Consider the following 26,303-nt stretch of genomic DNA (forward strand, 5'->3'; position numbering starts at 1 on the left):
TCGTGCGTACATGCCTGAACGATCCGTTTCAGACGCGAAGTACACATGAATGGCAGGGATTTCGGCATTCCGGGGGACTTCTCACCGGTAGGGGGCGCGGAACGTCGAACAAGCGTGTAGCTTCCGGAGGCAACAGGGCGACAAAGAGACGTAGCGACGTAGACGTGGAGACGTACGCGGCGACAGGGGGGCAGCGCATGGGCGTGCGGCTCATGGTGGTGGACGACCACCGTCTGCTGGCCGAGGCCCTTGCCTCGGCGTTGAAGCTGCGGGGGCACCGGGTGCTCGCCGCGGCGGCGCCGAGTGCGGGTGCGGCCGAGCTGGTGGTGAGCCGCGCGCCGGAGGTGTGTCTGCTGGGCACCTCGGCACCGGCGGAGCCCGGGGCCTTCGAGCCGGTGGTCAGGATCAAGCGGGAGCGGCCCCAGGTGGCCGTCGTGGTGCTGGGGCCGGTGCCGAGCCCGCTGGGGATCGCCGCCGCCTTCGCGGCCGGCGCCTCCGGCTATGTGCGGCACAACGAGCGCATCGAGGGCGTCGAGCGGGCGATGATGAAGGCCCGCGCGGGCGAGGCCGCGGTCGAACCGCAGCTGCTGCAGGGCGCGTTCACCGAGCTCCTCAACCCCGCGGCGCAGCCGGACGACGAGGGGGCCCGGCTGCTCCAGCTGCTCACCCCGCGCGAGGTCGAGGTGCTGGTGCGGGTCGCCGAGGGGGAGGACACCCGGCTGATCGCGGCGGGCATGGGCATAGCGCCCAGCACCGCGCGGACGCACGTCCAGCGGGTCCTGATGAAGCTGGGCGTGGGCTCCCGGCTGGAGGCCGCCGCCCTGGCCGCGCGCACCGGGCTGCTGGAGCGCGCCGCGAACGCCGCGGCCTCGCCGGCTACTCCCCGGCGGACGGTGGGGCGGCAGGGCGGAGTCTGAGCCACAGCAGGAAGCCGAGGCCGAGCGCGAGCATGCCCAGGCCCGTCCAGAGGTCGATGTTGATGCCCTGCGCCTTGTCCAGGTCCGCGTCGGAGGCCGCGATCCCGGCGCCGGTGAGCAGCACTCCGTAGACGGTGAACAGGCCGCCGATGACGAGGCGGATGTCGAAGAGCCGGTTCTTGCGGGTCATGGCATTCCTCGGAAGAAGAATCAGAAGAATCAGAAGAATCAGAAGGAGAAGGGGACGTAGCAGACCGCCGCGAGTACGACCGCGCTCCAGCCGAGCACGGCCGGCCTGCGGTACCAGACCTCGTCCTCGGCGTCCGGTCCGGTCAGCCGTGATGCGTAGACGAATCCGGTCAGTTCGGCGACCGGCCTGGGTCTGGTGGCGTACGACACCGCGATCATCACGACCGCTCCGACCACGAAGGCGACAATGGCGGAAACGAAGTTGGCGCCCTGGTCGGAGGGTATGGAGACCACGCCCTGCCGGTAGAGCCCGAAGTAGTTGACCATCGCGGCGACGGTGCCGGACAGCAGCCCCCAGAACCCGGCCGCGGCCGTGGCCCGCGTCCAGAACATGCCGATGATGAAGACGCAGAACAGCGGGACGTTGAAGAAGGAGAACAGCGTCTGGAGGTAGTTCATGATGTTGGAGAACGTGGACGCGATGAAGGCGGTCCCCATGCCCGCGAGCACACCGACCGCCGTCACCCGGCGCCCGGTCGCCAGGTAGTATGCGTCGTCGCGGCCCCGCTTGACGTAGGCGGCCCAAATATCGTTCGTGAACACGGTGTTGAAGGACGACACGTTGGCCGCCATGCCCGCCATGAACGCGGCGAGCAGTCCGGTGACCGCGAGGCCCAGCGCGCCGTTGGGCAGCAGGTCGCGCATGAGCACCGGTATCGCGTCGTTGTAGCTCAGCCCGCTGCCCGCCTTGCCCAGCGACGGTTCCATGACCAGGGCGATCAGCCCCGGCACCACAACGGCCAGGGGGATGAGCATCTTCGGGAACGCGGCGATCAGCGGTGTGCGGCGGGCCGCGCCGAGATCCTTGGCCGACAACGCCCGTTGCACCTCGGCGAAGTTGGTCGTCCAGTAGCCGAAGCTGAGCACGAAGCCCAGCCCGAGGACGATCGTCAGCCAGTTCGCGCCCAGCGCGTTGGCGTGGCCGACGCCCGTACCGCGCCAGGCGCTGAGGAAGCCGTCGCCGTGGGACGCGGAGACCTTGTCGGTCAGCCCGCCCCAGCCTCCGACGCGCTTCAGGCCGACGACCGTCAGCGGTATCAGCGCCGCGAGGATCACGAAGAACTGGAGCACCTCGTTGTAGATCGCGGAGGAGAGGCCGCCGAGCGTGATGTACGCGAGGACGAAGAAGCCCGCGACGACGATCGCCACCCACTGCGGCCAGCCCAGCAGCGCCTCGAGCACGATCGCCATCGCGTAGAGGTTGACGCCCGCGATCAGCACGGACGAGACGGCGAAGATGACCGACGACAGCAGGTGCGAGGACGGCCCGAAGCGGTGCAGCAGGAACTCCGGTACGGAGCGCACCTTCGAGCCGTAGTAGAAGGGCATCATCACCAGCCCCAGGAACACCATCGCGGGCACGGCGCCGATCCAGTACCAGTGCACCGTATAGGCCCCGTACTGGGCGCCGTTGGCGGCCATGCCCAGGATCTCGGTCGCCCCGAGGTTGGCGGCGACGAAGGCGAGACCGGTGATCCAGGCCGGCAGCGAGCGGCCGGAGAGGAAGAAGTCCAGGCTGGTGCGCACCGAGCGCCGGACGGCGAAGCCGATGCCCAGGACGACCGCGAAATAGATGCCGAGGATCGTGTAGTCGAGCCCGTTGACGGGGAGCCGGAGCCCCTCGGCCGGCTGGTGCATGAGGTCACCTCACACTCACTGTTGACCACTCACTGTTGACCGAGCTTGTTGGCTCATGATTCCTTGTGTTGGGTTGTGTGGGAAGGTGTGGTGAGGAGGCATCAGGAATGCGGAAGACCCTGACCCGTCTCGCGGACGGCCGTGAGCTGATCTACTACGACTCCCGCGGTGGCGTCGTGCGCGATGCCGCCGACACCCGGGCCCTCACGCCCTCCGGCACGGTCACCGAGCTCCGTCACGACCCTCTGCTCGGCGACACCGTCGCCATCGCCTCCCACCGCCAGGGACGCACCTACCATCCGCCGCCCGACGCCTGCCCGTTGTGCCCCTCGCGCGACGGCCGGCAGAGCGAAGTGCCCGCCGCGGACTACGAAGTCGCTGTTTTCGAGAACCGGTTCCCGGCTTTCGCCGGTGGTGCGGGACGCTGCGAGGTCGTCTGTTTCACCGCCGACCACAAGGCCTCGTTCGCCGATCTCGACGACGAGCGGATCGCGCTCGTGCTCGAGGCCTGGATCGACCGCACAGCACGACTCGGCGAACTCCCGGGCGTCGAGCAGGTCTTCTGTTTCGAGAACCGGGGCGCGGAAATCGGCGTCACTCTCGGCCACCCGCACGGCCAGATCTACGCCTATCCGTTCGTCACCCCGCGCACCGGACGGATGCTCGCCGCAGTGGCCGCTCATCGTCAACGCGCTGACGGACGCAACCTGTTCGACGACATCATCGCGCGTGAAGTGGACGACGGGTGCCGTGTCGTCCTCGCCGGTGAGCACTGGACCGCCTTCGTGCCGTACGCCGCCCACTGGCCGTACGAGGTGCACCTCTATCCGCGGCGCAGGGTGCCCGCGCTGCCGGAACTCGACGACGGGGCGCGCGCCGAGTTCCCGGCGGTCTACCGGGAGCTGCTCCGGCGCTTCGACCGGATCTTCGGACCGGGCCGGCCGCCGACCCCCTATGTCTCCGCCTGGCACCAGGCGCCGCCGCACCACCCGCTGAGGGGTGAATTCGCCCTGCATCTCGAGCTTTTCACCATTCGCCGTACTCCCGGCAAACTCAAGTTTCTCGCGGGTTCCGAATCTGGTATGAACGTCTTCGTCAACGACGTGCCGCCCGAGGCGGCGGCCGTGCGGTTGCGAGAGGTGGCGAGCGGATGAACGCAAGCAAGTGCCTGGTCACCGGCGGTGCCGGCTATGTCGGCAGCGTGGTCGCCGCGCATCTGCTGACCGCCGGACACTCCGTGACCGTGCTCGACGATCTCTCCACCGGCCACCGCGACAGCGTTCCGGACGGCGCGGAGTTCATCCAGGGGCGCGTTCAGGACGCCGCGCGCTGGCTGGATCCCTCCTACGACGCCGTTCTGCACTTCGCCGCCTTCTCCCAGGTGGGGGAGTCCGTCGCCCGCCCCGAGAAGTACTGGAGCAACAACGTCGGCGGCACCCTCGACCTGCTCGCCGCGATGCGCGGCGCCGACGTCCACACCCTCGTCTTCTCCTCCACCGCCGCCACCTACGGCGAGCCGGTCTCCGTCCCGCTCACCGAGACCGCCCCCACGGCTCCCACCAGCCCGTACGGCGCCTCCAAACTCGCCGTCGACCACATGATCGCCGGTGAGTGCGCGGCCCACGGCCTCGCCGCGGTCTCGCTGCGCTACTTCAACGTGGCCGGTGCACACGGCCGTTACGGCGAGCGGCACCTGCCCGAGTCGCACCTGATCCCGCTCGTGCTCCAGGTCGCCCTCGGTGAGCGCGAGGAGATCCTCGTCCACGGCGACGACTACCCCACCCCCGACGGCACCTGCGTGCGCGACTACATCCACGTCGCCGACCTCGCCGAGGCCCATCTGCTCGCCCTGGGCGCCGCCCGCTCCGGCGAGCACCTCGTGTGCAACCTCGGCAACGGCAACGGCTACTCCGTCCACGAGGTGATCGAGACCGCCCGCAAGGTCACCGGCCACCCCGTTCCCCAGCGCGCCGGGGAGCGCCGGGCGGGCGACCCGGCCGTGCTCGTCGCCTCCGCCGACCGGGCGCGCGAGCGCCTCGGCTGGCGACCCCGGCGCGGCGATCTGGCGGAGATCATCGCCGACGCCTGGGAGTTCGCGCGCCGCCCCGAGCAGCCGTGAAGCCGGCCGCCATGGCCTTCCGGGCCCTGTACGGCGCCGCCCCCGACGGGGTGTGGTCCGCGCCCGGCCGCGTCAACCTCATCGGCGAGCACACCGACTACAACGACGGCCACGTCCTGCCGCTCGCCCTCCCGCAGCGCACCTGGGCCGCCGCCAGGGCCCGCACCGACGGAGTGCTGCGCCTGCACTCCGCGCAGGCGGCCGGGGGCGTGACCGTCCTGCGCGTCGAGGAGCTCGCGCCGGGGGCGGTGCGGGGCTGGGCCGCGTACCCGGCCGGGGTCGCCTGGGCGCTGCGCGAGGCGGGGCTGTGCGCGGGCGGTGCCGATGTGCATGTGGAGAGCGAGGTGCCGGTGGGGGCGGGGCTGTCGTCCTCCGCCGCGCTGGAGGTCGCCACCGCGCTCGCCCTGACCGGGGCGCACGGGCTGACGGTGCCCCGCCCGGAGCTCGCCCGGCTGGCCCGGCACGCGGAGCACGCCTTCGCCGGGGTGCCCTGCGGGATCATGGACCAGATGGCCGCGGCCTGTTGCACCGAGAGCCACGCGCTCCACCTCGACACCCGCGACCTCAGCATGCGCTCCGTCCCCCTCCGCCTCGTCGCCCACGGCCTGCGGCTGCTGGTGGTCGACACCCGGGTCCGGCACACCCTGGCCGACGGCGCCTACGCCGCCCGGCGCGCGGGGTGCGAGGAGGCGGCGCGGGCGCTGGGCGTATGCGCCCTGCGTGACGTGCCGTACGACCAATTACCCGGTGCGCTGGAGGCATTGGAACCGCGGCTGCGGGGGCTGGTCCGGCACGTCGTCACGGAGAACCGGCGGGTCGGGGAGGTCGTCCGCCTGCTGGACGCCGGTGCCGTGCGCGAGATCGGGTCCCTGCTCATCGCCGGGCATGTCTCCCTGCGCGACGACTACGCGGTCTCGTGCCCCGAGCTCGACCTGGTGGTGACCGCGGCCTGCACGGCCGGCGCCCTGGGTGCCCGCATGACCGGTGCCGGTTTCGGCGGATCCGCGGTGGTGCTCCTGGACGAGTCCCGTTCGCGTGCTGTGACGGATGCGGTCAACGAGGCGTTTGCGTCGGCAGGTTATGCGGAGCCGTATGTCTTCGACACCGGATCGTTCAACCACCCGCAACGGACTTGTCGTTCACTGCCTCCACTGCCTCAATAGTGAACAGAAAGCACACCATAAACATCTGGGCCAAGCAGTTTTGCGATTCGGCTTCCGTTGTCGGACCCCGGCCGTACGCTGTGCTCAGCGCCGGTGGGGGCCGACGCTGATCAGGGGGCGAGACAGGCAGGTACGACGCCCGGGGTGGGGAAGTTGTTCGCACGGCGGCGGCCGTGCGCGTATGACGGCCCTGTGTTCGGGCGCCGTACCCGCACTGCCCGCCTCCCCGGATTTGGGGGTGGTTGTGGCACGTATTCGAGTACTGGTCGTCGACGACCACCGCATCTTCGCCGAGTCCCTGGCCGCCGCACTCGCGGCGGAGCAGGACGTGGACGTATCGGCGGCCGGCAGCGGGCCGGCGGCACTGCGCGCGCTGGAGCGCGCGGCGGTGGAGGGGCGTCGGTTCGACGTCCTGCTGATCGACGCCGATCTCGGCGCGGTGGGCACGGACGCGGCACGTGTGCCGGAGCAGCGCCGGGCGCCGGGCCAGGAGGCCCCGGGCCATGGCGAGGGGGCGGTGGTCGACGGGATCTCCCTGGTGGCCGGGGTGCGCACAGGGCACCCGGGCGTGCGGACGGTCGTGCTCGCCGAGCGCGACGACCCGCGCCGCGCGGCGGCGGCCCTCCAGGCGGGGGCCGGCGGCTGGGTCGCCAAGGACTGTTCCCTGTCGCGGCTGCTCGCGGTGATACGCGGCGTGCTGCGGGACGAGACCCATCTGCCGCCCGCTCTGCTGACGGGCGTGCTGCGGGAGCTGACCGCGGCGCGCAGGCACCGTACGGAGAGCGAGCGTCTCGTGGAGTCGCTGACCCCGCGCGAGCGGGAGGTGCTGCGCTGCATGGTGGCGGGCCTCGGCCGCAAGGCCGTCGCCGAGCGGCTCTACCTCTCCCCGCACACGGTCCGTACGCACATGCAGAACGTGCTGGGCAAGCTCGGTGTGCACTCCACGCTGGCCGCGGTGGCGCTGGCCCGGCGGGCCGGGGTGGGCCCGGTGGACCTAGCCGGGGAGGTTGTCGAACGGGGCGGTCAACTGGCGTAGCAGCGCGGCGAGTTCCTGGCGCTGTGCCGTGGAGAGCTCGGCGAGGATCGCGCGTTCCTGGTCGAGCAGCCCGGCGAGCGCCTGATCCGCGCGGTCCTGGCCCTCCGGCGTGAGGCGCACCAGCACACCGCGCCGGTCGTGCGGATCGGGCTCCCGCTCGACCAGCCCCTTCTTGGCGAGCCGGTCGATGCGGTTGGTCATGGTGCCCGAGGTGACCAGTGTCTGGGTGAGCAACTGGCCGGGGGAGAGCTGATAGGGCACCCCCGCCCTGCGCAGGGCGGTCAGGACGTCGAACTCCCAGGGCTCGAGCTCGTGCTCGGCGAACGCGATGCGCCGGGCACGGTCGAGGTGGCGGGCGAGCCTGCTGATGCGGCTCAGCACCTCGAGTGGTTCCACGTCGAGGTCAGGGCGCTCCCGGCGCCAAGCCGCGACCAGCCGATCGACCTCGTCCTCCATGCAGTGATTGTAATGGGTCTGTCGACATGAAGTCTCTTGACGTCGAGATAAATTGGGGAGGATGCTGGCCGGAGATCGAGGAATCGACAGGAGGATCCGCCATGCACCGCAGCCCCACCTGGGACCCGCAGCAATACCTCCAGCACAACGACCACCGGACACGACCGTTCCGCGACCTGCTGGCCCGCGTCCCCGAACCGCCCGTACGGGGACGGCCCGTGCGCATCGCCGACCTCGGCTGCGGGCCCGGCAACAGCACCGCCGTGGTCGCCGAGCGGTGGCCCGAGGCGCGGATCACCGGGCTCGACAACTCCGCGGAGATGCTGAGCGAGGCGACGGAGTCGGTGGGGCAGGAGGGGATCGAGTTCGCCTACGCGGACCTCACGGACTGGGCCGCGCCCGCCGAGTCGTTCGACGTGATCGTCTCCAACGCGGCGTTCCAGTGGGTGCCGAATCATGTCGATTCGTTCAAGACGTGGACGGACGCGCTGGTGCCCGGCGGCACGCTCGCGTTCCAGGTGCCGGGCAACTTCGATGCGCCGTCGCATGCGTTGATGCGGGAGCTGTGCGGCAGCGCGCGGTGGCGCGGGCGGCTGGGGGGAATTCTGCGGGGGGCCGATTCGATTCTCGCCCCCGCGGAGTATTTGAGCCGGCTCGCGGATCTGGGGTGTGCGGTGGATGCGTGGGAGACCACGTATGTGCACCAGTTGGCGGGGGAGGACCCCGTGCTGGACTGGGTCAAGGGGACGGGGCTGCGGCCGGTGCTGGATGCGCTTGCGGATGATCCGGCCGCGTTGGAGGAGTTCCTCGCCGGGTACCGTGCCCTGCTGCGCGAGGCGTATCCGCGAGGCCCGCACGGCACGTTGTTCCCGTTCCGGAGGGTGTTCGTGGTGGCCGTGAGGAAGTGAGCCCCTGTCCCGCCCTTTCACCGTTTCTTCCGGGGGCAAGCCCCCGGGCCCCCGAAACCGCGCTCCGCGCGGTTGTCCTCAAACGCCGGACGGGCTGACTTGTAGCCTGTCCGGCGATTGAGGACGAGCGGCGAAGCCGCGACAGGGGGTCTGGGGCGCAGCCCCAGGAAACCGGACACGCCGGTCAGGACCGGCGGTGTCCTATCAGCCGCGGCTTCGGCTCCAGGCCGTGCAGGCCATGCCAGGCGAGGTTGACCAAATGGGCAGCCACCTCGGACTTCTTCGGCTTGCGGACGTCGAGCCACCACTGGCCCGTGAGGGCCACCATGCCGACCAGGGCCTGGGCGTAGAGCGGGGCGAGCTTGGGGTCGAAGCCGCGGGCCTTGAACTCCAGGCCCAGGATGTCCTCGACCTGGGTGGCGATGTCGCTGATGAGCGAGGCGAACGTGCCGGTGGACTGGGCCACCGGGGAGTCACGGACCAGGATGCGGAAGCCGTCCGTGTAGGTCTCGATGTAGTCGAGCAGGGCGAACGCGGCCTGCTCGAGCAGCTCGCGGGGATGGCCCGCGGTGAGGGCGCCCGTCACCATGTCGAGGAGCTGGCGCATCTCGCGGTCCACCACGACCGCGTAGAGCCCCTCCTTGCCCCCGAAGTGCTCGTACACCACCGGCTTGGAGACCCCGGCCTTGGCCGCGATCTCCTCCACCGACGTGCCCTCGAATCCCCGCTCCGCGAACAGTGTGCGACCGACGTCCAGCAGCTGTTCCCGGCGCTCGGCGCCGGTCATCCGCACCCTGCGGGTACGCCTGCTCCCTGGGGAGGGGGTCAGTTCCTTCTTGCCGTTGGTCTTGCCGTCGATCGCCACGCCGTCAATCATGCCGCGTGTGCGGCACCCTCCCTTTCCTGCTTGGTGCGCCGTGCATCGATCCGGCTCTCGGTGGGCCAGCGCACGTCGTACGCCCAGCCTGCCAGCTCGAACCAGCGGATGAGGCGGGCGCTGGAGTCCACCTGTCCCCGGAGCACACCGTGCCGTGCCGAGGTCGGGTCGGCGTGGTGGAGGTTGTGCCAGGACTCACCGCAGGAGAGCACCGCCAGCCACCACACATTGCCCGAGCGGTCGCGCGACTTGAACGGGCGCTTGCCGACCGCGTGGCAGATCGAGTTGATCGACCAGGTCACGTGGTGCAGCAGCGCCACCCGGACCAGCGAGCCCCAGAAGAAGGCCGTCACCGCGCCCTGCCAGGACCAGGTCACCAGCCCGCCGACCACCGGCGGGATCAGCAGCGAGACGACCGTCCACATCGCGAACTGGCGGGAGATCGCGCGGATGTCCGGGTCCTTGATCAGATCCGGCGCGTACTTGTGCTGCGGGGTCTGCTCCTCGTCGAACATCCAGCCGATGTGCGCCCACCACAGGCCCTTCATCAGGGCCGGGACGGTCTCGCCGAACCGCCAGGGGGAGTGCGGGTCGCCCTCGGCGTCGGAGAACTTGTGGTGCTTGCGGTGGTCGGCCACCCACCGCACCACCGGTCCCTCGACCGCCAGGGAACCCATGATCGCGAGCGCGATCCGCAACGGCCGCTTGGCCTTGAACGAACCGTGTGTGAAATAGCGGTGAAAACCGATCGTGATGCCGTGGCAGCCGATGAAGTACATCGCGGCCATCAGACCCAGATCCAGCCAGCTCACCCCCCAGCCCCAGGCGAGCGGAACCGCGGCCAGCAGAGCGACGAAGGGGACGGTGATGAACAGCAGGAGCGTGATCTGCTCGATCGAACGCTTGCTGTCGCCACCCAGCGTGGCGGAAAGGAGATCGGCCTCCTGGGCCTTCGGCGCGTCTTCGAGCACGTCGGGGCTTGCAGTCATGGGTTCCCTCATGGGGGTCGGGGGCATTGGCTACGGGAGCATATTGGCTACGGTTCCGTAACCTACGGCATCGTAAGTATGGCAGGGCCCGGGCCCGGGGCAAGAGGGCTGCGGGACGCGTCGGGCGGCGACCTATGCTGGTGCTCGTCGGACAGCGCGGTCCGCCACCCCTCCAGTACGTGCTCGAACCACCGCAAGGAGCCGCACCTGTGAGCAGTGCCGACCCCACCCCCGCCGCGGTCCAGAGCGACGGCGAAGCACAGCGCAGCGCCGCCCTGCGCGCGGACATCCGCCGCCTCGGCGATCTCCTCGGCGAGACGCTCGTCCGTCAGGAGGGTGACGAGCTCCTGGCCCTGGTGGAGCAGGTGCGCGCGCTGACCCGTACGGACGGCGAGGCCGCCGCCGCGCTGCTCGGCGGCACCGACCCGCAGACGGCCGCCAAGCTCGTCCGGGCCTTTTCCACCTACTTCCATCTGGCCAACATCACCGAGCAGGTGCACCGGGGCCGCGAGCTGCGCGCCAAGCGCGACGCGGAGGGCTCGATCCTGGCCCGTACCGCGGACGAGCTGAAGGACGCCGACCCCGAGCACCTCGAGCAGACCGTCCGGCACCTCGGCGTGCGCCCCGTCTTCACCGCGCACCCCACCGAGGCCGCACGGCGCAGCGTCCTCAACAAGCTCCTGCGCATTGCCGAGTTGCTGGACGCGCCGGCCAACGGCGAGGCGGACAAGCGCCGTACGGATCTGCGTCTGGCCGAGAACATCGACCTGCTGTGGCAGACCGACGAGCTGCGCGTGGCCCGGCCCGAGCCCACCGACGAGGCCCGCAACGCCATTTACTACCTCGACGAGCTGCACGCCGGTGCCGTCGGCGACGTCCTCGAGGACCTCGCCGCCGAGCTCGACCGCGTGGGCGTCCCGCTGCCCGCCGCCACCCGCCCGCTGACCTTCGGCACCTGGATCGGCGGCGACCGCGACGGCAACCCGAACGTCACCCCCCAGGTCACCTGGGACGTGCTGATCCTCCAGCACGAGCACGGCATCACCGACGCCCTCGAGCTCGTCGACAAGCTGCGCGTGGCCCTGTCCAACTCGATCCGCAACAGCGGTGCCACCGAGGAGCTGCTCGTCTCGCTGCAGAGCGATCTCGAGCGCCTGCCCGAGATCAGCCCCCGCTACAAGCGGCTCAACGCCGAGGAGCCGTACCGGCTCAAGGCCACGTGCGTCCGGCAGAAGCTCATCAACACCCGGGACCGCCTGGCCCGCAACACCCCGCACCACGAGGGCCGCGACTACCTCGGCACCGGTGACCTGCTCGCCGACCTCCAGCTCATCCAGGACTCCCTGCGCGCCCACCGCGGCGGGCTCATCGCCGACGGCCGGGTCGAGCGTGTCCTGCGCACCCTCGCCGCCTTCGGCCTGCACCTGGCCACCATGGACGTGCGCGAGCACGCCGAGGCCCACCACCACGCCCTCGGCCAGCTCTTCGACCGGCTCGGCGAGGAGTCCTGGCGCTACACCGACATGCCGCGCGAGTACCGCCGCAAGCTCCTCGCCAAGGAGCTGCGCTCCCGGCGTCCGCTCGCGCCCAGCCCCGCGCCGCTGGACGCGGCCGGCGCCAAGACCCTCGGCGTCTTCCACACCATCGGCGAGGCACTGGCCCGCTTCGGGCCCGAGGCGATCGAGTCGTACATCATCTCCATGTGCCAGGGCGCCGACGACGTCTTCGCCGCCACCGTCCTCGCCCGCGAGGCCGGGCTCGTGGACCTGCACGCGGGCTGGGCGAAGATCGGCATCGTCCCGCTGCTGGAGACCACCGACGAGCTCAAGGAAGCCGACCGGATCCTCGGCGACATGCTCTCCGACCCCTCCTACCGGCGTCTCGTCGCGCTGCGCGGCGACGTCCAGGAGGTCATGCTCGGCTACTCGGACTCGTCCAAGTTCGGCGGCATCACCACCAGCCAGTGGGAGATCCACCGCGCCCAGCGCCGGCTGCGCGACGTGGCCCACCGGCACGGCGTGCGGCTGCGGCTCTTCCACGGCCGCGGCGGCACCGTGGGCCGCGGCGGCGGCCCCACCCACGACGCCATCCTGGCCCAGCCGTGGGGCACCCTCGACGGTGAGATCAAGGTCACCGAGCAGGGCGAGGTCATCTCCGACAAGTACCTCATCCCGGCCCTCGCCCGGGAGAACCTCGAGCTGACCGTCGCGGCCACGCTCCAGGCCTCCGCGCTGCACACCGCGCCGCGCCAGTCCGACGAGGCGCTCGCCCGCTGGGACGCCGCCATGGACACCGTCTCCGACGCGGCGCACGGCGCGTACCGGGCGCTGGTGGAGGACCCGGACCTGCCCGCGTACTTCTTCGCCTCCACCCCCGTCGACCAGCTCGCCGAGCTCCACCTCGGCTCGCGGCCCTCCCGCCGGCCCGACTCCGGCGCCGGGCTCGACGGACTGCGGGCGATCCCCTGGGTGTTCGGCTGGACCCAGTCCCGGCAGATCGTCCCCGGCTGGTTCGGCGTGGGCTCCGGGCTCAGGGCGGCGCGCGAGGCGGGTCTCGACACCGTCCTGGACGAGATGCACGAGAGCTGGCACTTCTTCCGGAACTTCCTGTCCAACGTCGAGATGACGCTGGCCAAGACGGACCTGCGGATCGCCCAGCACTACGTCGACACGCTCGTGCCCCACGAGCTGCGGCACGTCTTCGACGCGATCAAGGCCGAGCACGAGCTGACCGTGCAGGAGGTGCTGCGCATCACCGGCGAGCGCGAACTCCTCGACGCCAGCCCGGTGCTGCGGCAGACGTTCCACATCCGGGACGCCTACCTGGACCCGATCTCCTACCTCCAGGTGACCCTGCTGCACCGCCAGCGGCAGGCCGCGGAGCGGGGCGGGAACCCCGACCCGCTGCTCGCCCGCGCGCTGCTGCTGACGGTCAACGGCGTCGCGGCCGGCCTGCGCAACACGGGCTGACACGCGAACGCGGACGGGTCCGGGGCGACGGCCCCGGGCCCGTCAGGTGTTGTACGTGTTCTGCGCCCGCTCGAGGCCCTCGAGGACCAGCGCCTCGACCGCGTCGGCGGCCCGGTCCACCTGGTAGTCGAGCTCCTTGCGCTCGGTGGACGAGAAGTCCTTGAGGACGAAGTCCGCGACCTGCATCCGCCCCGGCGGACGCCCGATCCCGAACCGCACCCGGCAGTAGTCGGGGCCCAGCGCCTTGGTGATGGACTTCAGGCCGTTGTGCCCGTTGTCGCCGCCGCCCAGCTTCAGGCGCAGCGTGCCGTAGTCGATGTCGAGCTCGTCGTGCACCGCGATGATCCGCTCGGCCGGGACCTTGTAGAAGTCCCGCAGCGCCGTCGTCGGGCCGCCCGACAGGTTCATGAACGACATCGGCTTGGCGACCACCACGCGCCGGCCCGAGGGGCCCGGTGCGCCCAGGCGTCCCTCGACGACCTGTGCCCGTGCCTTGTGCGCCTTGAACTTGGCGCCCATCCGCTCCGCGAGCAGGTCCGCGACCATGAAGCCCACGTTGTGGCGGTTGCCCGCGTACTCGGGCCCGGGGTTGCCCAGCCCCACGATCAGCCAGGGGCTCGCGCTCGTGCCCTCCGTCATCCGCATACCTCCTTCATACAGCCGACCGCCGTCCTGCTCCGGTGGAGCGGGACGGCGGTCGGGTGGAAAAGTCCGGGGCTCAGGCCTCGGCGCCCTCGCCCTTGACGACCAGCAGGTCGGCGTGGACCAGGAAGCCCTTCAGCGGGTCGCGCTGGATCTGCTTGGGGACGACGCGCTCGTTGCGGCCCTCGATGTCGAGCGCCAGGACCGGGTTGGAGGTCTTCAGCGCCAGCATCAGGTCGTGGCCCGGCAGGGTCACGTGAACCGGCTCGGTGCCCTGGCCGTAGATGACGGCGGGAACCTGGTGGGCGGCACGGGCACGGCGGGCGAAGCCCTTGCCGAAGTCGGTGCGGATGGCGGCGGTGAGCTTGAACTCGGCCATGGTGCGCTCCTCGGAGTCACTGTGTGTGGGCGGACTGGTTACCCGGCCCACGACAGGCCTGCTACGAAGAGCGCGTCGATAACGGACCGCCGTACGGATATACGTACGGCCTCCCTCGCCGAGCAACTCGAGGAGTTTACCCGGCGGGGAGGCCGCAGCAGAAATCGATCAGGCGGAGACCGTCAGGCCTGCTCGTCGAAGAGGCTCGTCACCGAACCGTCCTCGAACACCTCGCGCACCGCGCGGGCGATCGTCGGCGCGATCGACAGCACCGTGATCTTGTCGAGCTCGAGCTCGTTCGGCGTCGGCAGGGTGTTGGTGAAGATGAACTCGCTGACCTTGGAGTTCTTCAGCCGGTCCGCGGCCGGGCCGGAGAGCACACCGTGCGTGGCGGTCACGATGACGTCCGCGGCGCCGTGCGCGTACAGCGCGTCGGCGGCGGCGCAGATCGTGCCACCGGTGTCGATCATGTCGTCCACCAGTACGCAGACACGATCCTTCACGTCACCGACGACCTCGTGCACGGTGACCTGGTTCGCGACGTCCTTGTCACGGCGCTTGTGGACGATCGCCAGCGGCGCGCCCAGCCGGTCGCACCAGCGGTCGGCGACGCGCACGCGGCCGGCGTCCGGGGACACGACCGTCAGCTTGCTGCGGTCGACCTTCGCGCCCACGTAGTCCGCGAGGACCGGCAGCGCGAACAGGTGGTCCACCGGGCCGTCGAAGAAGCCCTGGATCTGGTCGGTGTGCAGGTCGACGGTGAGGATGCGGTCGGCGCCCGCCGTCTTGAACAGGTCCGCGATCAGGCGGGCCGAGATCGGCTCACGGCCGCGGTGCTTCTTGTCCTGACGCGCATAGCCGTAGAACGGCACGATCACGGTGATGCTCGCGGCGGAGGCCCGCTTCAGAGCATCGAGCATGATCAGCTGTTCCATGATCCACTTGTTGATGGGAGCCGTGTGGCTCTGCATCAGGAAGCAGTCCGCGCCGCGCGCCGACTCCTGGAAGCGGACGTAGATCTCGCCGTTGGCGAAGTCGAAGGCCTTGGTCGGGACCAGGTCGACGCCCAGCTGGTGCGCGACCTCCTCGGCAAGCTCGGGGTGGGCGCGGCCGGAGAAGAGCATCAGCTTCTTCTCGCCGGTCGTCTTGAACCCGGTCACAGCACAGTCTCCTTGGATGTCGCTTTGTGTGCGCTTATCACGGTACGCCCCGCGCGGGGTGCCCGTTTCACGGTCACTGCTCTGAGTCGTGCTTCTCAAGGGCCTCGGAAGCGGCCTGCGCGGCCGCGCTTCCCGGACGCTTCCGGGCCACCCAACCCTCGATATTCCGCTGCTGGCCGCGTGCGACGGCGAGCGAACCCGGGGGTACGTCCTTCGTGATGACCGAGCCCGCGGCGGTGTAGGAACCGTCCCCGACCGTGACAGGAGCCACAAACATGTTGTCCGATCCGGTCCGGCAGTGGGAGCCGATGGTCGTGTGGTGCTTGGCCACACCGTCGTAGTTCACGAAGACGCTCGCGGCACCGATGTTGGTGTGGTCGCCGATGGTCGCGTCCCCCACGTACGACAGGTGCGGCACCTTGGTGCCCTCGCCGACCTCGGCGTTCTTCATCTCGACATAGGCGCCGGCCTTGGACTTCCGGCCGAGCCTGGTGCCGGGGCGCAGGTAGGCGAACGGGCCGACGTTCGCGCCCTCGCCGATCACGGCGCTGTCCGCCACGGTGTTGTCGACCCGGGCGCCCGCGGCGACCGTCGTGTCCTTCAGGCGGGTGTTCGGGCCGACCTCCGCGCCGGTGGCGATGTGCGTGGCGCCCAGCAACTGGGTGCCCGGGTGCACCAGGGCGTCCCGCTCGAAGGTCACCGTCACGTCGACCCACGTGGTCGCCGGGTCCACCACCGTGACGCCGTCCATCATCGCGGCGTGCAGCAGGCGCTCGTTGAGCATCCTGCGGGCCTCGGAGAGCTGGACGCGGTTGTTGATGCCCACGATCTCCCGGTGGTCGGCGGCGACCGCCGCGCCCACGCGGTGCCCGGCCTCGCGCAGGATGCCGAGGACGTCCGTCAGGTACTCCTCGCCCTGGCTGTTGTCCGTACGGACCTTGCCGAGCGCGTCGGCCAGCAGCTGCGCGTCGAACGCGAACACACCGGAGTTGATCTCCCGGATCGCGCGCTGCTCGTCGGTGGCGTCCTTGTGCTCCACGATCGCGGTCACCGCGCCCGAGGCGTCGCGGACGATGCGGCCGTAGCCGGTGGAGTCCGGCACCTCGGCGGTCAGCACCGTCACGGCGTTGCCGTCGGCGGCGTGCGCGGCGGCGAGGCGCCCGAGGGTCTCGCCGGTGAGCAGCGGGGTGTCACCGCACACGACGATCACCGTGCCGTCGAGGGCGATGCCGCTGCCGGAGAGCTCCTCGAGGCCCATGCGCACGGCGTGGCCGGTGCCGCGCTGCTCCTCCTGCACGGCCGTGCGGACGCCCGGGTCGATCTCGGCCAGGTGACCGGTGACCTGCTCGCGGGCGTGCCCGACGATCACCACGAGGTGCTCCGGCTCCAGCTCGCGCGAGGCGGCGACGACGTGCCCGACGAGGGAGCGGCCGCAGATCGCGTGCAGAACCTTGGGTGTGGCCGACTTCATGCGGGTGCCCTCACCCGCTGCGAGAACGACGACGGCTGCCGGGCGGTTGGCGCTCACGGGTGTGCCCTTCGGCTTCGGGATTACGAGGGGGTGGACACCCGCAGGATACCGGGGCGTAGGGGAGCGGGAACGCGGAAGGGCCCCGACCAGGAGGTCAGGGCCCTTGATAGGTGCTCCCGGGGAAGGAATCGAACCCTCATTCAATGGACCAAAACCATTTGTCCTGCCATTAGACGACCCGGGATGGTTCGTCCGTCATACCCGATTTCTTGATCGGCCCGACGTGCAGGCACCACTATGCCGTACGCCCGGCCCCGGGCGCGACGGTGCGGGGCGGGGTCTTACGCCTTCGCTTCTGTTTCTGCCGTTTGAGTGCCGCTGTCATTTTTTGAAAATCGGCTGGCCCCCCACCCGTAGTCTGGTTGGTATGACCACAACGGGGGCAGTCACGGACGCGGGTGCGCGAGGCGCACCCGCGGGGCCGTGGTGGTGGGCCAGGCCGCGGAGCCTGGCGCTGGATGTCGTGCTGGCGCTGGCATCGGCGCTCGAGTGCATGCTCGAGGGCATTTCCTTCGCCAGAGAAGTGGCGCTCCCGGCCGAGCTGGGGGGCCTGTTCGGGGTGCTGGTGGGGACCTCGCTGCTGCTCAGGCAGCGGTGGCCGGTCGCCGTGGTGCTGATCTCGATCGCGGTCACCCCGGCGGAGATGGGCTTCCTGCTGGGGCTCGTCGGTCTGTACACGCTGGCCGCGTCGGACGTGCCGCGCCGGATCATCGTCGTCCTCTCCTCCGCCTCGCTGGCGGGGACCTTCATCGTCACCTCCGCGCGCTTCCACCACGACATGACGCAGACCGGCTACCGGCCCGGCCTCTGGGTGGTCGTGCTGTTCTCGGTCGTCATGGCGCTGGGCCTGACCGCGCCGCCGGTGCTGCTCGGCCTGTACGTGGGCGCCCGCCGCCGCCTGGTCGAGAGCCTGCGCGAGCGCGCCGACGGCCTGGAGCGAGAGCTGTCGCTGCTGGCCGACCGCGCGGAGGAACGGGCCGAGTGGGCCCGTAACGAGGAGCGCACCCGCATCGCCCGCGAGATGCACGACGTGGTGGCCCACCGGGTGTCGCTGATGGTGGTCCACGCGGCGGCGCTCCAGGCGGTCGCGCTCAAGGACCCCGAGAAGGCCTCGCGGAACGCGGCCCTGGTCGGCGACATGGGCCGGCAGGCTCTCACGGAGCTGCGGGAGATGCTGGGCGTCCTGCGCACCAAGCCGGACGGCACGACGGCCGAGCCCGGCGGCGCGAAGGAGCCCGATCGGCTGGCGGCGGTCGCCGCGGTGGCCTCGGCGCGCGTACGCGCGGCCGGCGACGGGCCCGAAGGGCCGTGCCTGGCGGAGCTGGAGGGGCTGGTGGGCCAGTCCCGGGAGGCCGGGATGGCCGTGGAGCTGTCCGTCGAGGGGGAGCAGCGCTCGTACGCGCCGCGCGTGGAGCGCACGGCGTACCGCGTGGTGCAGGAGGCGCTGACGAACGTCCACAAGCACGCCCCGGGCGCGAAGGCGAGGGTGCGGGTGGCGCACCGCGAGGCGGAGGTCGCGCTCCAGGTGGAGAACGGCCCGCCGGACGGCGGCACGGACGCCGGGCTGCCGAGCGGCGGCAACGGCCTGGTGGGGATGAAGGAGCGGGTCACCGCGCTCGGCGGGGCGTTTGTGTCGGGGCCCACGGACGCGGGGGGCTTCCGGGTGTCGGCGGTGATCCCCGACCTCGGGGCCCGGGACAGAGCGGACGCGGCGTAACACGCGTCAGTGCCCTCCCGCTGCGAGGCGGGAGGGCCGGGTGCCGCTGATGAGGGTGCCTATCGCGTGGTCGATGTCGGAGCCGAGGTACCAGTCACCGGTGTGGTCGAGGCTGTAGACCCGGCCGTGGGTGTCGATGGTGAGCAGGGCCTGCCCGTCGAGCTCCTGGCCGAGCGGGCACACCTCGGCACCGAGCGCGCGCCCCAGGTCGGCCACGGTGCGGGCGAGGTGGAGGCCGTGCAGGGGGTCGATGTGGAACGGCGTGGGGGCGATGTGCCGGCCGGGACCGGGGCCCGCGATGTGCAGGCCGCCGAACTCGGCCCAGGCCTCGACGGCGGCGGGGAAGACGGTGTGCCGGTGGCCCGCGGGCGAGGTGTGGGCGCGCAGGGCGTCGGCCCACTTCTCGGCGGTCTTGATGTCCCAGCGGCCGGGCTGCCAGCCGGCCTCGCGCAGGGCGGCGTCGACGGCGACGGGGAAGCGGGTGGCGGCGGTGCGGTCGAAAGCGCGCATGGATGGTCAGCCCCTGCCTTGGGCTGTGGTGGGGTCGATGGCGCGGACGCCGAAGTGGGCGAGCAGGGCGGTGCAGGAGCGGCACGGGGCGGCGTAGGCGCCGTGCCGGGGGTCGCCGTCCTCGCGGATGTGCCGGGCGGTGAGCTTGGCCTGCTTCAGGGCACGGCGGGCCTCGCCGTGGGTGAGGGGCTTGCGGGAGGCGCGCTTGCTGCGGCCGGCTTCGTGGGTCGTGAGGAAGCGGGTGAGCAGTACGGCCTCGGGGCAGCGGCCGGTGAAGCGTTCGCGGCGCTCGCTGGTGAGGGTGTCGAGGAAGTCCTGGACAAGGGGGTGCAGGACGGGCGGTTGTTCGGACTTGCCGGCGGTACAGGTGAGCGTGTTGCCGCGTACGGACAGCGCGGCGGCGACGGCGGGCAGGATGCCGTCGCGTCTGTGCAGCAGTGCGGGCGGCCGGTCGGTGTCCTCGGTGGAGCTCCAGCTGAGTCGGGGGTCGCCGGGCGCGACAGTGGTGTCGTCGGGGCCGACGTTTTCGGTCCCCTCGCCCAGCGGCGGTCGGTCCTGAGTCGTGTGCATGGTGGTTCTTCCCTCCCGTGCAATCCCCCTGTTGCGGAGATCAGCCTGCCAAATGCGGTGGTGGGAGTGGAAGGCAGGTCGGTGTTGCGTGGGTCTGGTGTGTCTTCTGGGTGCCGCGGAGATGTGAGGTATCGCACGGGGGTGAGTGGCCCGGCGCGAGCGGCCGGGACCCTGTCTTGCGTCATTGCATAGGCTGTCGGTCACCATGTTCCCGGCCGGAAGGTCCGGGTCTTAAGGAGCACAGCCAGCCAGCAGGGGGCATCCGCCATGACGACAGGTCGGCTCGGGCAGCAGGCCGCGCCACCGAACAAGGCCTACGCCGGGCAGGTCGTGCACTTCCCGGATCCGGTCCGGCACAGCCGCTACCCCAAGGGGGTGCGGATGGACGAGGACGGTTACCCGGACTTCTCGCCGTACGCCCGCGCGGCCGCCGAGATCGCGGAACCGCCGGAGGGCTTCGGGGTCGACGAACTGCGGCTCACCGACTACGTGTCCGCCAACGCGGCCCTGCACGCGGCGGGACACGAGCTGTGGGCGAGCCTGCCGCCGGTGGCGACGCCGCACGGCTGGACCTGGCACCACGTGGCGGGCACCCGGCGGCTCGAGCTGGTCCCCACCGAGGTCAAGGCGCTGCTGCGGCACCACGCCGGTCTGGCGACGGCGGCCGTGGACCAGGACAAGCGGGGCACCCGCCCGCTCCAGGAGACCCGGCCGGTGCACTTCACGCTCCCGCAGCGGGACTTGGCGGCCTCCGAGGAGCAGGTCCGCGGGGTCGAGGAGGACCTCGGCTACCGGCTGCCCGGCGCGTACCGGGACTTCCTCAAGGCCGCGGGCGGCTGCGCCCCGGTGGGCGCCGCGCTGGACGCGGAGCTGGGACTGCTGCTGGACCAGCCGTTCTTCACGGTGCGCGAGGCGGCGGCGGTCAACGACCTCGTCTACGTCAACAAGTGCCTGCGCGACCACTTCACCAAGGACTACCTCGGGGTGGCCTTCGTCCAGGGCGGCGTGCTCGTGGTCAAGGTGAAGGGCGAGGCCACCGGTTCGGTGTGGTTCTGCCCGTACGACGACGCCCGCGACCGCGACGGCTGGACGGTGCAGGAGAGGGTGGAGCGGCTGCTGCTGCCCTGTGGTGAGGACTTCGACGTGTTCCTGTCCCGGCTGGCCGGCGGCCCGCCGGAGCTGGAGACCGTGGCGAATCTGATGGTCGACGGCGGCTTCGCGTACGCCGTCCCGGTGGAGGGGTGAGCGCGGTGGTGACCTTCGCGCAGGCTCAGGAGCGCGCGGAGCGCTGGGTCAACGGTGATGTCCCGGCGGCTCTGCACCGCGAGGTGAAGGTACGGGAGTTCGACCTGGGCTTCGTGGCCTGGGCCGAGGACCGTGAGGGGGCTCCGGCGTCCGACGGCGGCCGGACCCGGCTGGTGATCGCCCGGGACAGCGGCGAGACGACGCTGTGGCCGGGGCTGCCGGTGGGCGAGGTGATCCGGCGGTACGAGGAGGAGTACGGAGCCGTGGAGGAAACGGCACCGGCGGCGGACACGCCGCCGCGGAGGCTGGACCTGGAGGCGACGTCCTTCCTGCTGAGCCCGCCGCAGTGGCTGCAGGACGCGGCGGACGCGATGGGCATCCCCGACCGCAAGGCGGAAGCGGCTTCCGCCAAGGCGGAGGGCAAGGACGAGCCGAAGCCCGAGCCTGCGCCTGCGCCTGTATCTGCGCCCGAGCCCGAGCCTGAGCCTGAGCCCGCGCCTGTGCCTGCGCAGACGTGGCCGGGCGAGGACGCGAACGAGCAGGAGGGCGAGGGTGAGCGCGAGGGCGAGCCGTCCCCCGGCCTGCCCGCGACGCAGCTCGCGCCGGCGCTGTCGGGCTCGGACGACGACGACCGCCCGGCCCCGGGCGTACGGGCGGACGCCCGGACCGAGTTGATGCCGAAGGGCAGCGCGCTGCCGCCGACGGCTGTTGCTCCTGCGATCGAGGGGCTGGATATCCCGGGTGTGCCTGGCGCGCCGAAGGTGCCGGGTGTGCCTGCGCCGCCCGCGCCCCCCGCTGCGAACACCCCACCCGCGGCACCTCCCGCGCCCCCCGCTGCCCCCAATGCACCCGCTGCGTCTGGCGGTTCGGGCTCGGGTGCGCAGGATGCGTACGCGGCGACGATGCTGGCCCACCCCGGTGGCCCGGGTGCCCCCGTGCCGCCCGGCCCTCCGGGCGCCCCCGGCACCCCCAACGCCTCCGGCGACGCGTACGCGGCCACGATGCTCGCGAAGCCCGGCCCCTCGGGCCCCGCGGGCCGCCAGGCAGGCCCGGGTGTGCCCCCGCCGCCGGCGCCTCCGGCCGCCCCCAAGGCGCCTGCCGCGTCCGGTGGTTCGGGCTCGGGTGCGCAGGATGCGTACGCGGCGACGATGCTGGCCCACCCCGGCGGCCCGGGTGCCCCCGTGCCGCCCGGCTCTCCGGCCGCCTCCGGCGTTCCCGCGCCTCCCGCGCCCCCTGGCGGGTACGGCTACCCGCAGGCCCCCGCCGGTGTGCCGACGGTCGGCCCCGGCTACATGGCCGTCCTGCGCTACCGCGCGCCCGACGGCTCGGAGCAGCAGATCATCCGCCGCAGCGCGCTCGGCACGCCGCACCCGGAGTGGCAGATACTGCACGAGCTGCGGACGATGAACGTGCCGCCGCAGCAGGTGCTCGAGCTGCACACGGAGCTGGAGTCGTGCGACCTGCCGGGCGGCTACTGCGCCCGGATGGTGCGGGAGACCTGGCCGCAGGTGCGCGTGAGTCACACGGCGGCGTACGGGCGGGAGCACGCGACCCGTCAGCAGGGCGTGCGTCATCTGGTCGAGCACCAGGGCGAGTTGCACCAGGTCGCGGGCGCCCCCGCGCGCTCCGCGCCGAACCGGGTGCCGCTGCCGCAGCCCGGACAGGTGGCGGCGGCGCCGCCGGTCGCACCGGACGCGATCGCGCACGAGCTGCTCGAGTCGTACGGCCCGCAAGGGGTGTTCCGCTTCGACCAGCGTGCGGTGTCCCGGCAGGGCGTGCCGGAGATCGTGGCGCAGACGCTCGTATGGGCGGGACTGCCGCGTGACTTCGGTCCGTTCTTCTGGGCGCAGGCCCAGCCGGGCCGCCCGGTGCCGACGCTGGCCGAACTCGCGGTCGAGCGCGGCGTGCAGCCCGCGCCGGACGCCGGGTCGTACCTCGTCATGGGCAACGACTTCGGCCGGCAGCTGTGCGTGCAGTACGGCACGGCGCACATCGTGGCCGTACCGCTGGAGGCGGGTCCGGACGGGCAGTCGGTGCCACCGCAGTTCGTCAACACGAGCCTTCCTCAGTTTGTACGCTCTTTGGCGTTGCTCGGCCGGATGTGGCGGTGGCGATATGGGCTGACACCGGAGCAGGCCGGGCGCTGGACCGTGGATTTCCAGGACCAGCTGGCCGCGCTGGACCCTGCGGCGCTTTCGGCGCCGGAGAACTGGTGGGCCGTGCTGCTCGAGCAGATGTGGGACGGTCTTTTCTAGCGGGCCGGCCAAGGACTCCCCGTGCTGTGGCGGGCGGAGTGTCGCGTTGTGGGGCACTTCGCCCTTACGGGAATGATGTGCGCCTGACCGCGTCGCACACCGGGTGTCCGGACTTAAGGGGCTACAAGCATGAGCGCATCGGTGTCTCCCGAAGGGTTCTCTGTCGTACGGGGCCGCGGATACCGGCCCGACCAGGTCGAGCGCGCCGTCGCCGAGTTCGCACGACAGCGGGACTCCGCATGGGAGCGGGCGGCGCGGTTGACGGTGCTCGCGCGCGAGATGGAGGACGAGGTACAGCGCGTCCACCAGATCGTCACGCAGCTCCCGCCGCAGACGTACGAGTCGCTGGGGCCGCGCGCCCAGGGGCTGGTGACCACCGCGGAGGCGGAGGCGATCGGCCTGCGCGAACGCGCCGAGGCGGCGGCCGCCGAGATGCAGGACGCGACCGAGACGTACGCCCGCGGGGCACGGGACGCCGCGCACGAGCAGTCGGTGGCCCTGCGGGCCGAGGCGGAGGAGTGGGCACGGCAGGCGCAGCTGGCGGCCGAGGCGGTCGCCGACGACCTGCGCGCGACGGTGCGCCAGGAGGCGAAGCAGCGGCGCGCGGAGTCGGCGCAGGCGCTGCACCAGATGCGCGAGCGCACGGCCGCGATGCTCGCCGAGCAGGAGAAGGAACAGGCGGACCGCTGGGAGACCGGCGCGCGCGAGATCTCCGATCGTGAGACGGCGCTGGAGGCCCGCATCGGGGCGATGGAGGAGTACGCGCGGTCGAAGCTGAGCGAGGCGCAGCGGCGTTACGCGGACGCCGAGGAAGCGGCCCGCCACGGCCAGGAGGACGCGGAGGCCCAGGCGGCCTCGGTGATCGCCCAGGCGCAGGTCCGCGAGGAACGCGTGGTCCGTGAGACGGAGCGCGTCCTGCGCGAACACGAGGAACGCCGCGAGGAGTTGCGCTCGCACATGGCCCATGTCCGCCACAGCCTGGCGGCCCTGACGGGCAAGCCGGTGGCCCAGGACGACGGCTCGACGTCGTCGTAGCGCGGCCCGGCAAATTCAGCCTGTCCGGCGTTTGAGGCTGTGCTCGATGTGCGGCTCCGCCGCGTGGCCGCGCGGAGCACGGTTTCGGGGTCCGGGGCGGAGCCCCGGAAGAAACGGTGAAAGGGCGGGACCGGGGCACAATCCCCCACCCCGCCCCCACCCGTCACTTGACGGTCAACGTCAGCGACAGACTCACCCCGTCCTCCGTGCTCAGCACCAGCGAATACGTCCCAGCCTTCGCATCAGCGAACAGCCCCGGCAGGACAACCTGCCCGTCCTTCCCGGTCTCGACGTCCACCGACCGCACCGGCTTGCCGTCCTTCCCCTTGAAGAAGGGCCCGTTCTTCACCACCGTCTTGCCGTCCGCGGCCAGCACGGCCGCGGTGACCTTGACGCCGGCAACGGCCTTGCCGTCCTTCGTCAGCGCCTTGATCTGCACGGGAGGGGCAAAGGCCGCCTTCGGCGCGGCCGTGAGCGCCTTGTCCCCGACGCGCACCAGCGCATCCGCATGCGGCGGCGCGGGCGGCGCCTCGACGGTCGCGTCGAAGTCGACGGGATCGATGTCCCGGCCCTGCACCGTGGCACGGACGGTGAACTCGCCCGCCTTGCCGCCCGCTTGCAGCGTGGGCGTCGCGGCCGCACCGTCCTTGCCGGTGATGACGGTGACGGTACGGGAGCCGCCCGGGAAGCGGGCCTCCGTGTCGCCGATGACCTCGAAGCGGATCCGGGTGCCCTTGACCGCCTTGCCGCCGCGGTCGGTGGCCCGTACCTGCGGCCGGTCGGCGAAGGCCGTCCCGGCGGTGGCCTTCAGCTCCTGGTCCCCGACGGGGTCGAGACGGTCGGCGGTCGCCGGCGGAACGGGCTTGTGGTCCTTGTCCTTGTCCTTGTCCTTACCACGGTCCTTGTCCCGGTCCCCGCGGTGATCGTCGGGCTTGCCCGGGTGATCCGGCTTCTGCGGATCCCGCGGCTCCTGCGGCGTGTTGGGCTGCTGGGGCTTCGACGGCGCCGGACTCTGCCGCGGCGGCTCGGCCGGCGACGTCGGCCGCCCGGTCGAGGGTGCCGAAGGCGTCGAGGGCGGAACCGTACCGGGCGCCGCCGGAGGATTGGGCACCGCGACGGCCTTGCCGTCCTGGTACGCCCGCATCCAGCCGACCACGGCGTTGAGGTAGTCACGCGAGTTGTTGTAACGGAGCACGGCCGTCTCGATGTCGGCCTGCTTGCTCAGGTCCAGACCGCCCGCGCACAGGTAACGCGCGGTGCCGGCCGCCGCATCGAAGATGTTGTTCGGGTCCTTCTGACCGAGCCCGCTCCCGTCCATGGCGTAGGCCACCCACGTCGATGGGATGAACTGCATCGGGCCGACGGCATGGTCGTACACCTTGTCGCCGTCCCACTTCCCCCCGTCGGTGTCGCGGACGAGCGCGAACTGCCCGCCGTCCAGCACGGGCCCGATGATCCGTCTCTCGGTCGACCCGTCGGGGCGCAGCCCGTAGCCCGAGGCGTGCTCGGACTCCACCTTGCCGATACCGGCGACGAGTTCCCAGGGAACGTGGCAGTCCGGCCACTGCTCCTTGGCGATTTTCTCGGCGTTCTTGTACGCGGCGAGCGCGGTCGACGGGATGCCCGTGTTGCTGTCCTTGGTATCACCGGTGCCGCCCTGCGCGGAGGGGGTGGAGCCGGGCCTCGGGACGAGGTCGGGGAGCGCGAGGTCGGGGGAGCCGTGCGGTCGGCTCTGCGGGCCGCCGGGCGACGGGGCGGGATCGCTCCCGGTGTGCGCGGCGTTGTGCGGCGGACCGGCAGCACCGACCGCCGCGGTGGTGAGGCTGGCGACGAGCAGAGCCGTGCACAGTCCCTGTCGGGAGACACTGGCAGCGCGAGTACGAAGTATCTTCACGAAGGCTGCTTCCTTGGGAGACCGGCGGCCGTGCACCCGGGGGG

Annotated in this window: 22 protein-coding genes, 1 tRNA gene and 1 pseudogene; 11 read left to right on the plus strand and 13 right to left on the minus strand. The window is 71.5% G+C overall.

Features of this window, described 5'->3' with window-relative positions; translation table 11 throughout:
- Positions 1–197 precede the first annotated feature (197 nt).
- On the plus strand, positions 198–917 hold the full coding sequence (locus ACV530_RS14955; RefSeq protein ID WP_494333042.1) for a response regulator transcription factor: 720 nt from the start codon (positions 198–200) through the stop codon (positions 915–917).
- Here the strand turns inward: ACV530_RS14955 and ACV530_RS14960 are convergent.
- The gene (locus tag ACV530_RS14960) at positions 877–1,107 is read right to left on the minus strand and encodes a hypothetical protein (protein WP_494332924.1); all 231 of its coding nucleotides are present in this window, start codon (positions 1,105–1,107) and stop codon (positions 877–879) included. The two genes, ACV530_RS14955 and ACV530_RS14960, sit on opposite strands and share 41 nt — an antisense overlap.
- 38 nt (positions 1,108–1,145) lie before the next feature.
- The gene (locus ACV530_RS14965; RefSeq protein ID WP_494332925.1) at positions 1,146–2,804 is read right to left on the minus strand and encodes a sodium:solute symporter family protein; all 1,659 of its coding nucleotides are present in this window, start codon (positions 2,802–2,804) and stop codon (positions 1,146–1,148) included.
- A gap of 107 nt (positions 2,805–2,911) precedes the next feature.
- On the opposite strand from ACV530_RS14965, the gene galT reads away from it, so the two are divergent.
- The 4 genes from galT to ACV530_RS14985 all read left to right on the plus strand — a co-directional run bounded on the left by galT (position 2,912) and on the right by ACV530_RS14985 (position 7,122).
- On the plus strand, positions 2,912–3,958 hold the full coding sequence (gene galT, locus ACV530_RS14970) for a galactose-1-phosphate uridylyltransferase (RefSeq protein WP_494332926.1): 1,047 nt from the start codon (positions 2,912–2,914) through the stop codon (positions 3,956–3,958).
- Entirely contained in the window at positions 3,955–4,923 is a 969-nt protein-coding gene (gene galE / locus ACV530_RS14975) for a UDP-glucose 4-epimerase GalE (RefSeq protein WP_494332927.1), read from the plus strand. The genes galT and galE overlap by 4 nt, the downstream gene beginning before the upstream one ends.
- Positions 4,924–4,934: 11 nt before the next feature.
- On the plus strand, positions 4,935–6,086 hold the full coding sequence (gene galK, locus ACV530_RS14980; RefSeq protein WP_494333043.1) for a galactokinase: 1,152 nt from the start codon (positions 4,935–4,937) through the stop codon (positions 6,084–6,086).
- Between the two features lie 244 nt (positions 6,087–6,330).
- Entirely contained in the window at positions 6,331–7,122 is a 792-nt protein-coding gene (locus ACV530_RS14985; RefSeq protein ID WP_494332928.1) for a response regulator transcription factor, read from the plus strand.
- Here ACV530_RS14985 and ACV530_RS14990 read toward each other — a convergent pair.
- On the minus strand, positions 7,081–7,578 hold the full coding sequence (locus tag ACV530_RS14990) for a MarR family winged helix-turn-helix transcriptional regulator (protein ID WP_494332929.1): 498 nt from the start codon (positions 7,576–7,578) through the stop codon (positions 7,081–7,083). The two genes, ACV530_RS14985 and ACV530_RS14990, sit on opposite strands and share 42 nt — an antisense overlap.
- A 101-nt stretch (positions 7,579–7,679) precedes the next feature.
- On the opposite strand from ACV530_RS14990, the gene ACV530_RS14995 reads away from it, so the two are divergent.
- The gene (locus ACV530_RS14995; RefSeq protein WP_494332930.1) at positions 7,680–8,486 is read left to right on the plus strand and encodes a trans-aconitate 2-methyltransferase; all 807 of its coding nucleotides are present in this window, start codon (positions 7,680–7,682) and stop codon (positions 8,484–8,486) included.
- A 184-nt stretch (positions 8,487–8,670) separates the two neighbouring features.
- Here ACV530_RS14995 and ACV530_RS15000 read toward each other — a convergent pair whose 3' ends face one another.
- Together ACV530_RS15000 and ACV530_RS15005 are read right to left on the minus strand one after the other, a co-directional pair.
- Entirely contained in the window at positions 8,671–9,363 is a 693-nt protein-coding gene (locus tag ACV530_RS15000; RefSeq protein WP_494332931.1) for a TetR/AcrR family transcriptional regulator, read from the minus strand.
- Positions 9,360–10,352 (minus strand): acyl-CoA desaturase, encoded by a 993-nt coding sequence (locus tag ACV530_RS15005; protein WP_494332932.1) that lies wholly within the window; start codon positions 10,350–10,352, stop codon positions 9,360–9,362. The genes ACV530_RS15000 and ACV530_RS15005 overlap by 4 nt, the downstream gene beginning before the upstream one ends.
- A 209-nt stretch (positions 10,353–10,561) precedes the next feature.
- On the opposite strand from ACV530_RS15005, the gene ppc reads away from it, so the two are divergent.
- Positions 10,562–13,321 carry a phosphoenolpyruvate carboxylase gene (ppc, locus tag ACV530_RS15010; RefSeq protein ID WP_494332933.1) on the plus strand — a complete coding sequence of 920 codons (2,760 nt, stop codon included), beginning with the start codon at positions 10,562–10,564 and terminating at the stop codon, positions 13,319–13,321.
- A gap of 42 nt (positions 13,322–13,363) precedes the next feature.
- Here the strand turns inward: ppc and pth are convergent, their stop codons facing one another.
- The 5 genes and pseudogenes from pth to ACV530_RS15035 form a co-directional block, all read right to left on the minus strand.
- Positions 13,364–13,960, minus strand: coding sequence for an aminoacyl-tRNA hydrolase (gene pth, locus ACV530_RS15015; RefSeq protein WP_494332934.1), 597 nt, complete (start codon positions 13,958–13,960; stop codon positions 13,364–13,366).
- A gap of 100 nt (positions 13,961–14,060) precedes the next feature.
- Positions 14,061–14,342 (minus strand): annotated as a pseudogene (locus ACV530_RS15020) (50S ribosomal protein L25); the annotation flags it as partial.
- A 182-nt stretch (positions 14,343–14,524) separates the two neighbouring features.
- The gene (locus ACV530_RS15025; RefSeq protein WP_494332935.1) at positions 14,525–15,502 is read right to left on the minus strand and encodes a ribose-phosphate diphosphokinase; all 978 of its coding nucleotides are present in this window, start codon (positions 15,500–15,502) and stop codon (positions 14,525–14,527) included.
- A 73-nt stretch (positions 15,503–15,575) separates the two neighbouring features.
- A complete protein-coding gene (gene glmU / locus ACV530_RS15030) occupies positions 15,576–17,030 on the minus strand; it encodes a bifunctional UDP-N-acetylglucosamine diphosphorylase/glucosamine-1-phosphate N-acetyltransferase GlmU (protein ID WP_494332936.1) in 1,455 nt (484 codons plus the stop codon).
- Between the two features lie 116 nt (positions 17,031–17,146).
- Positions 17,147–17,217: transfer RNA gene (locus ACV530_RS15035), tRNA-Gln, on the minus strand.
- 183 nt (positions 17,218–17,400) lie between these two features.
- Between ACV530_RS15035 and ACV530_RS15040 the strand changes: the two genes are divergently transcribed.
- Positions 17,401–18,750, plus strand: coding sequence for a sensor histidine kinase (locus tag ACV530_RS15040; protein WP_494332937.1), 1,350 nt, complete (start codon positions 17,401–17,403; stop codon positions 18,748–18,750).
- Between the two features lie 6 nt (positions 18,751–18,756).
- Here the strand turns inward: ACV530_RS15040 and ACV530_RS15045 are convergent, their stop codons facing one another.
- Positions 18,757–19,260: an SUKH-3 domain-containing protein gene (locus ACV530_RS15045; protein ID WP_494332938.1), complete on the minus strand. Its 504-nt coding sequence runs from the start codon at positions 19,258–19,260 to the stop codon at positions 18,757–18,759.
- 6 nt (positions 19,261–19,266) lie between these two features.
- Entirely contained in the window at positions 19,267–19,830 is a 564-nt protein-coding gene (locus ACV530_RS15050; protein WP_494332939.1) for a YwqJ-related putative deaminase, read from the minus strand.
- A gap of 267 nt (positions 19,831–20,097) precedes the next feature.
- Here ACV530_RS15050 and ACV530_RS15055 point away from each other — a divergent pair, with 267 nt between their 5' ends.
- The 3 genes from ACV530_RS15055 to ACV530_RS15065 all read left to right on the plus strand — a co-directional run bounded on the left by ACV530_RS15055 (position 20,098) and on the right by ACV530_RS15065 (position 24,365).
- Positions 20,098–21,075 carry an SMI1/KNR4 family protein gene (locus ACV530_RS15055; protein ID WP_494332940.1) on the plus strand — a complete coding sequence of 326 codons (978 nt, stop codon included), beginning with the start codon at positions 20,098–20,100 and terminating at the stop codon, positions 21,073–21,075.
- Between the two features lie 5 nt (positions 21,076–21,080).
- Positions 21,081–23,330 carry an SUKH-4 family immunity protein gene (locus tag ACV530_RS15060; RefSeq protein WP_494333044.1) on the plus strand — a complete coding sequence of 750 codons (2,250 nt, stop codon included), beginning with the start codon at positions 21,081–21,083 and terminating at the stop codon, positions 23,328–23,330.
- A gap of 129 nt (positions 23,331–23,459) precedes the next feature.
- Positions 23,460–24,365 (plus strand): cellulose-binding protein, encoded by a 906-nt coding sequence (locus tag ACV530_RS15065; RefSeq protein ID WP_494332941.1) that lies wholly within the window; start codon positions 23,460–23,462, stop codon positions 24,363–24,365.
- Between the two features lie 163 nt (positions 24,366–24,528).
- Here the strand turns inward: ACV530_RS15065 and ACV530_RS15070 are convergent, their stop codons facing one another.
- The gene (locus ACV530_RS15070; RefSeq protein WP_494332942.1) at positions 24,529–26,259 is read right to left on the minus strand and encodes a lytic transglycosylase domain-containing protein; all 1,731 of its coding nucleotides are present in this window, start codon (positions 26,257–26,259) and stop codon (positions 24,529–24,531) included.
- Positions 26,260–26,303 lie beyond the last annotated feature (44 nt).

This window comes from Streptomyces sp. SX-6 (assembly GCF_059089585.1).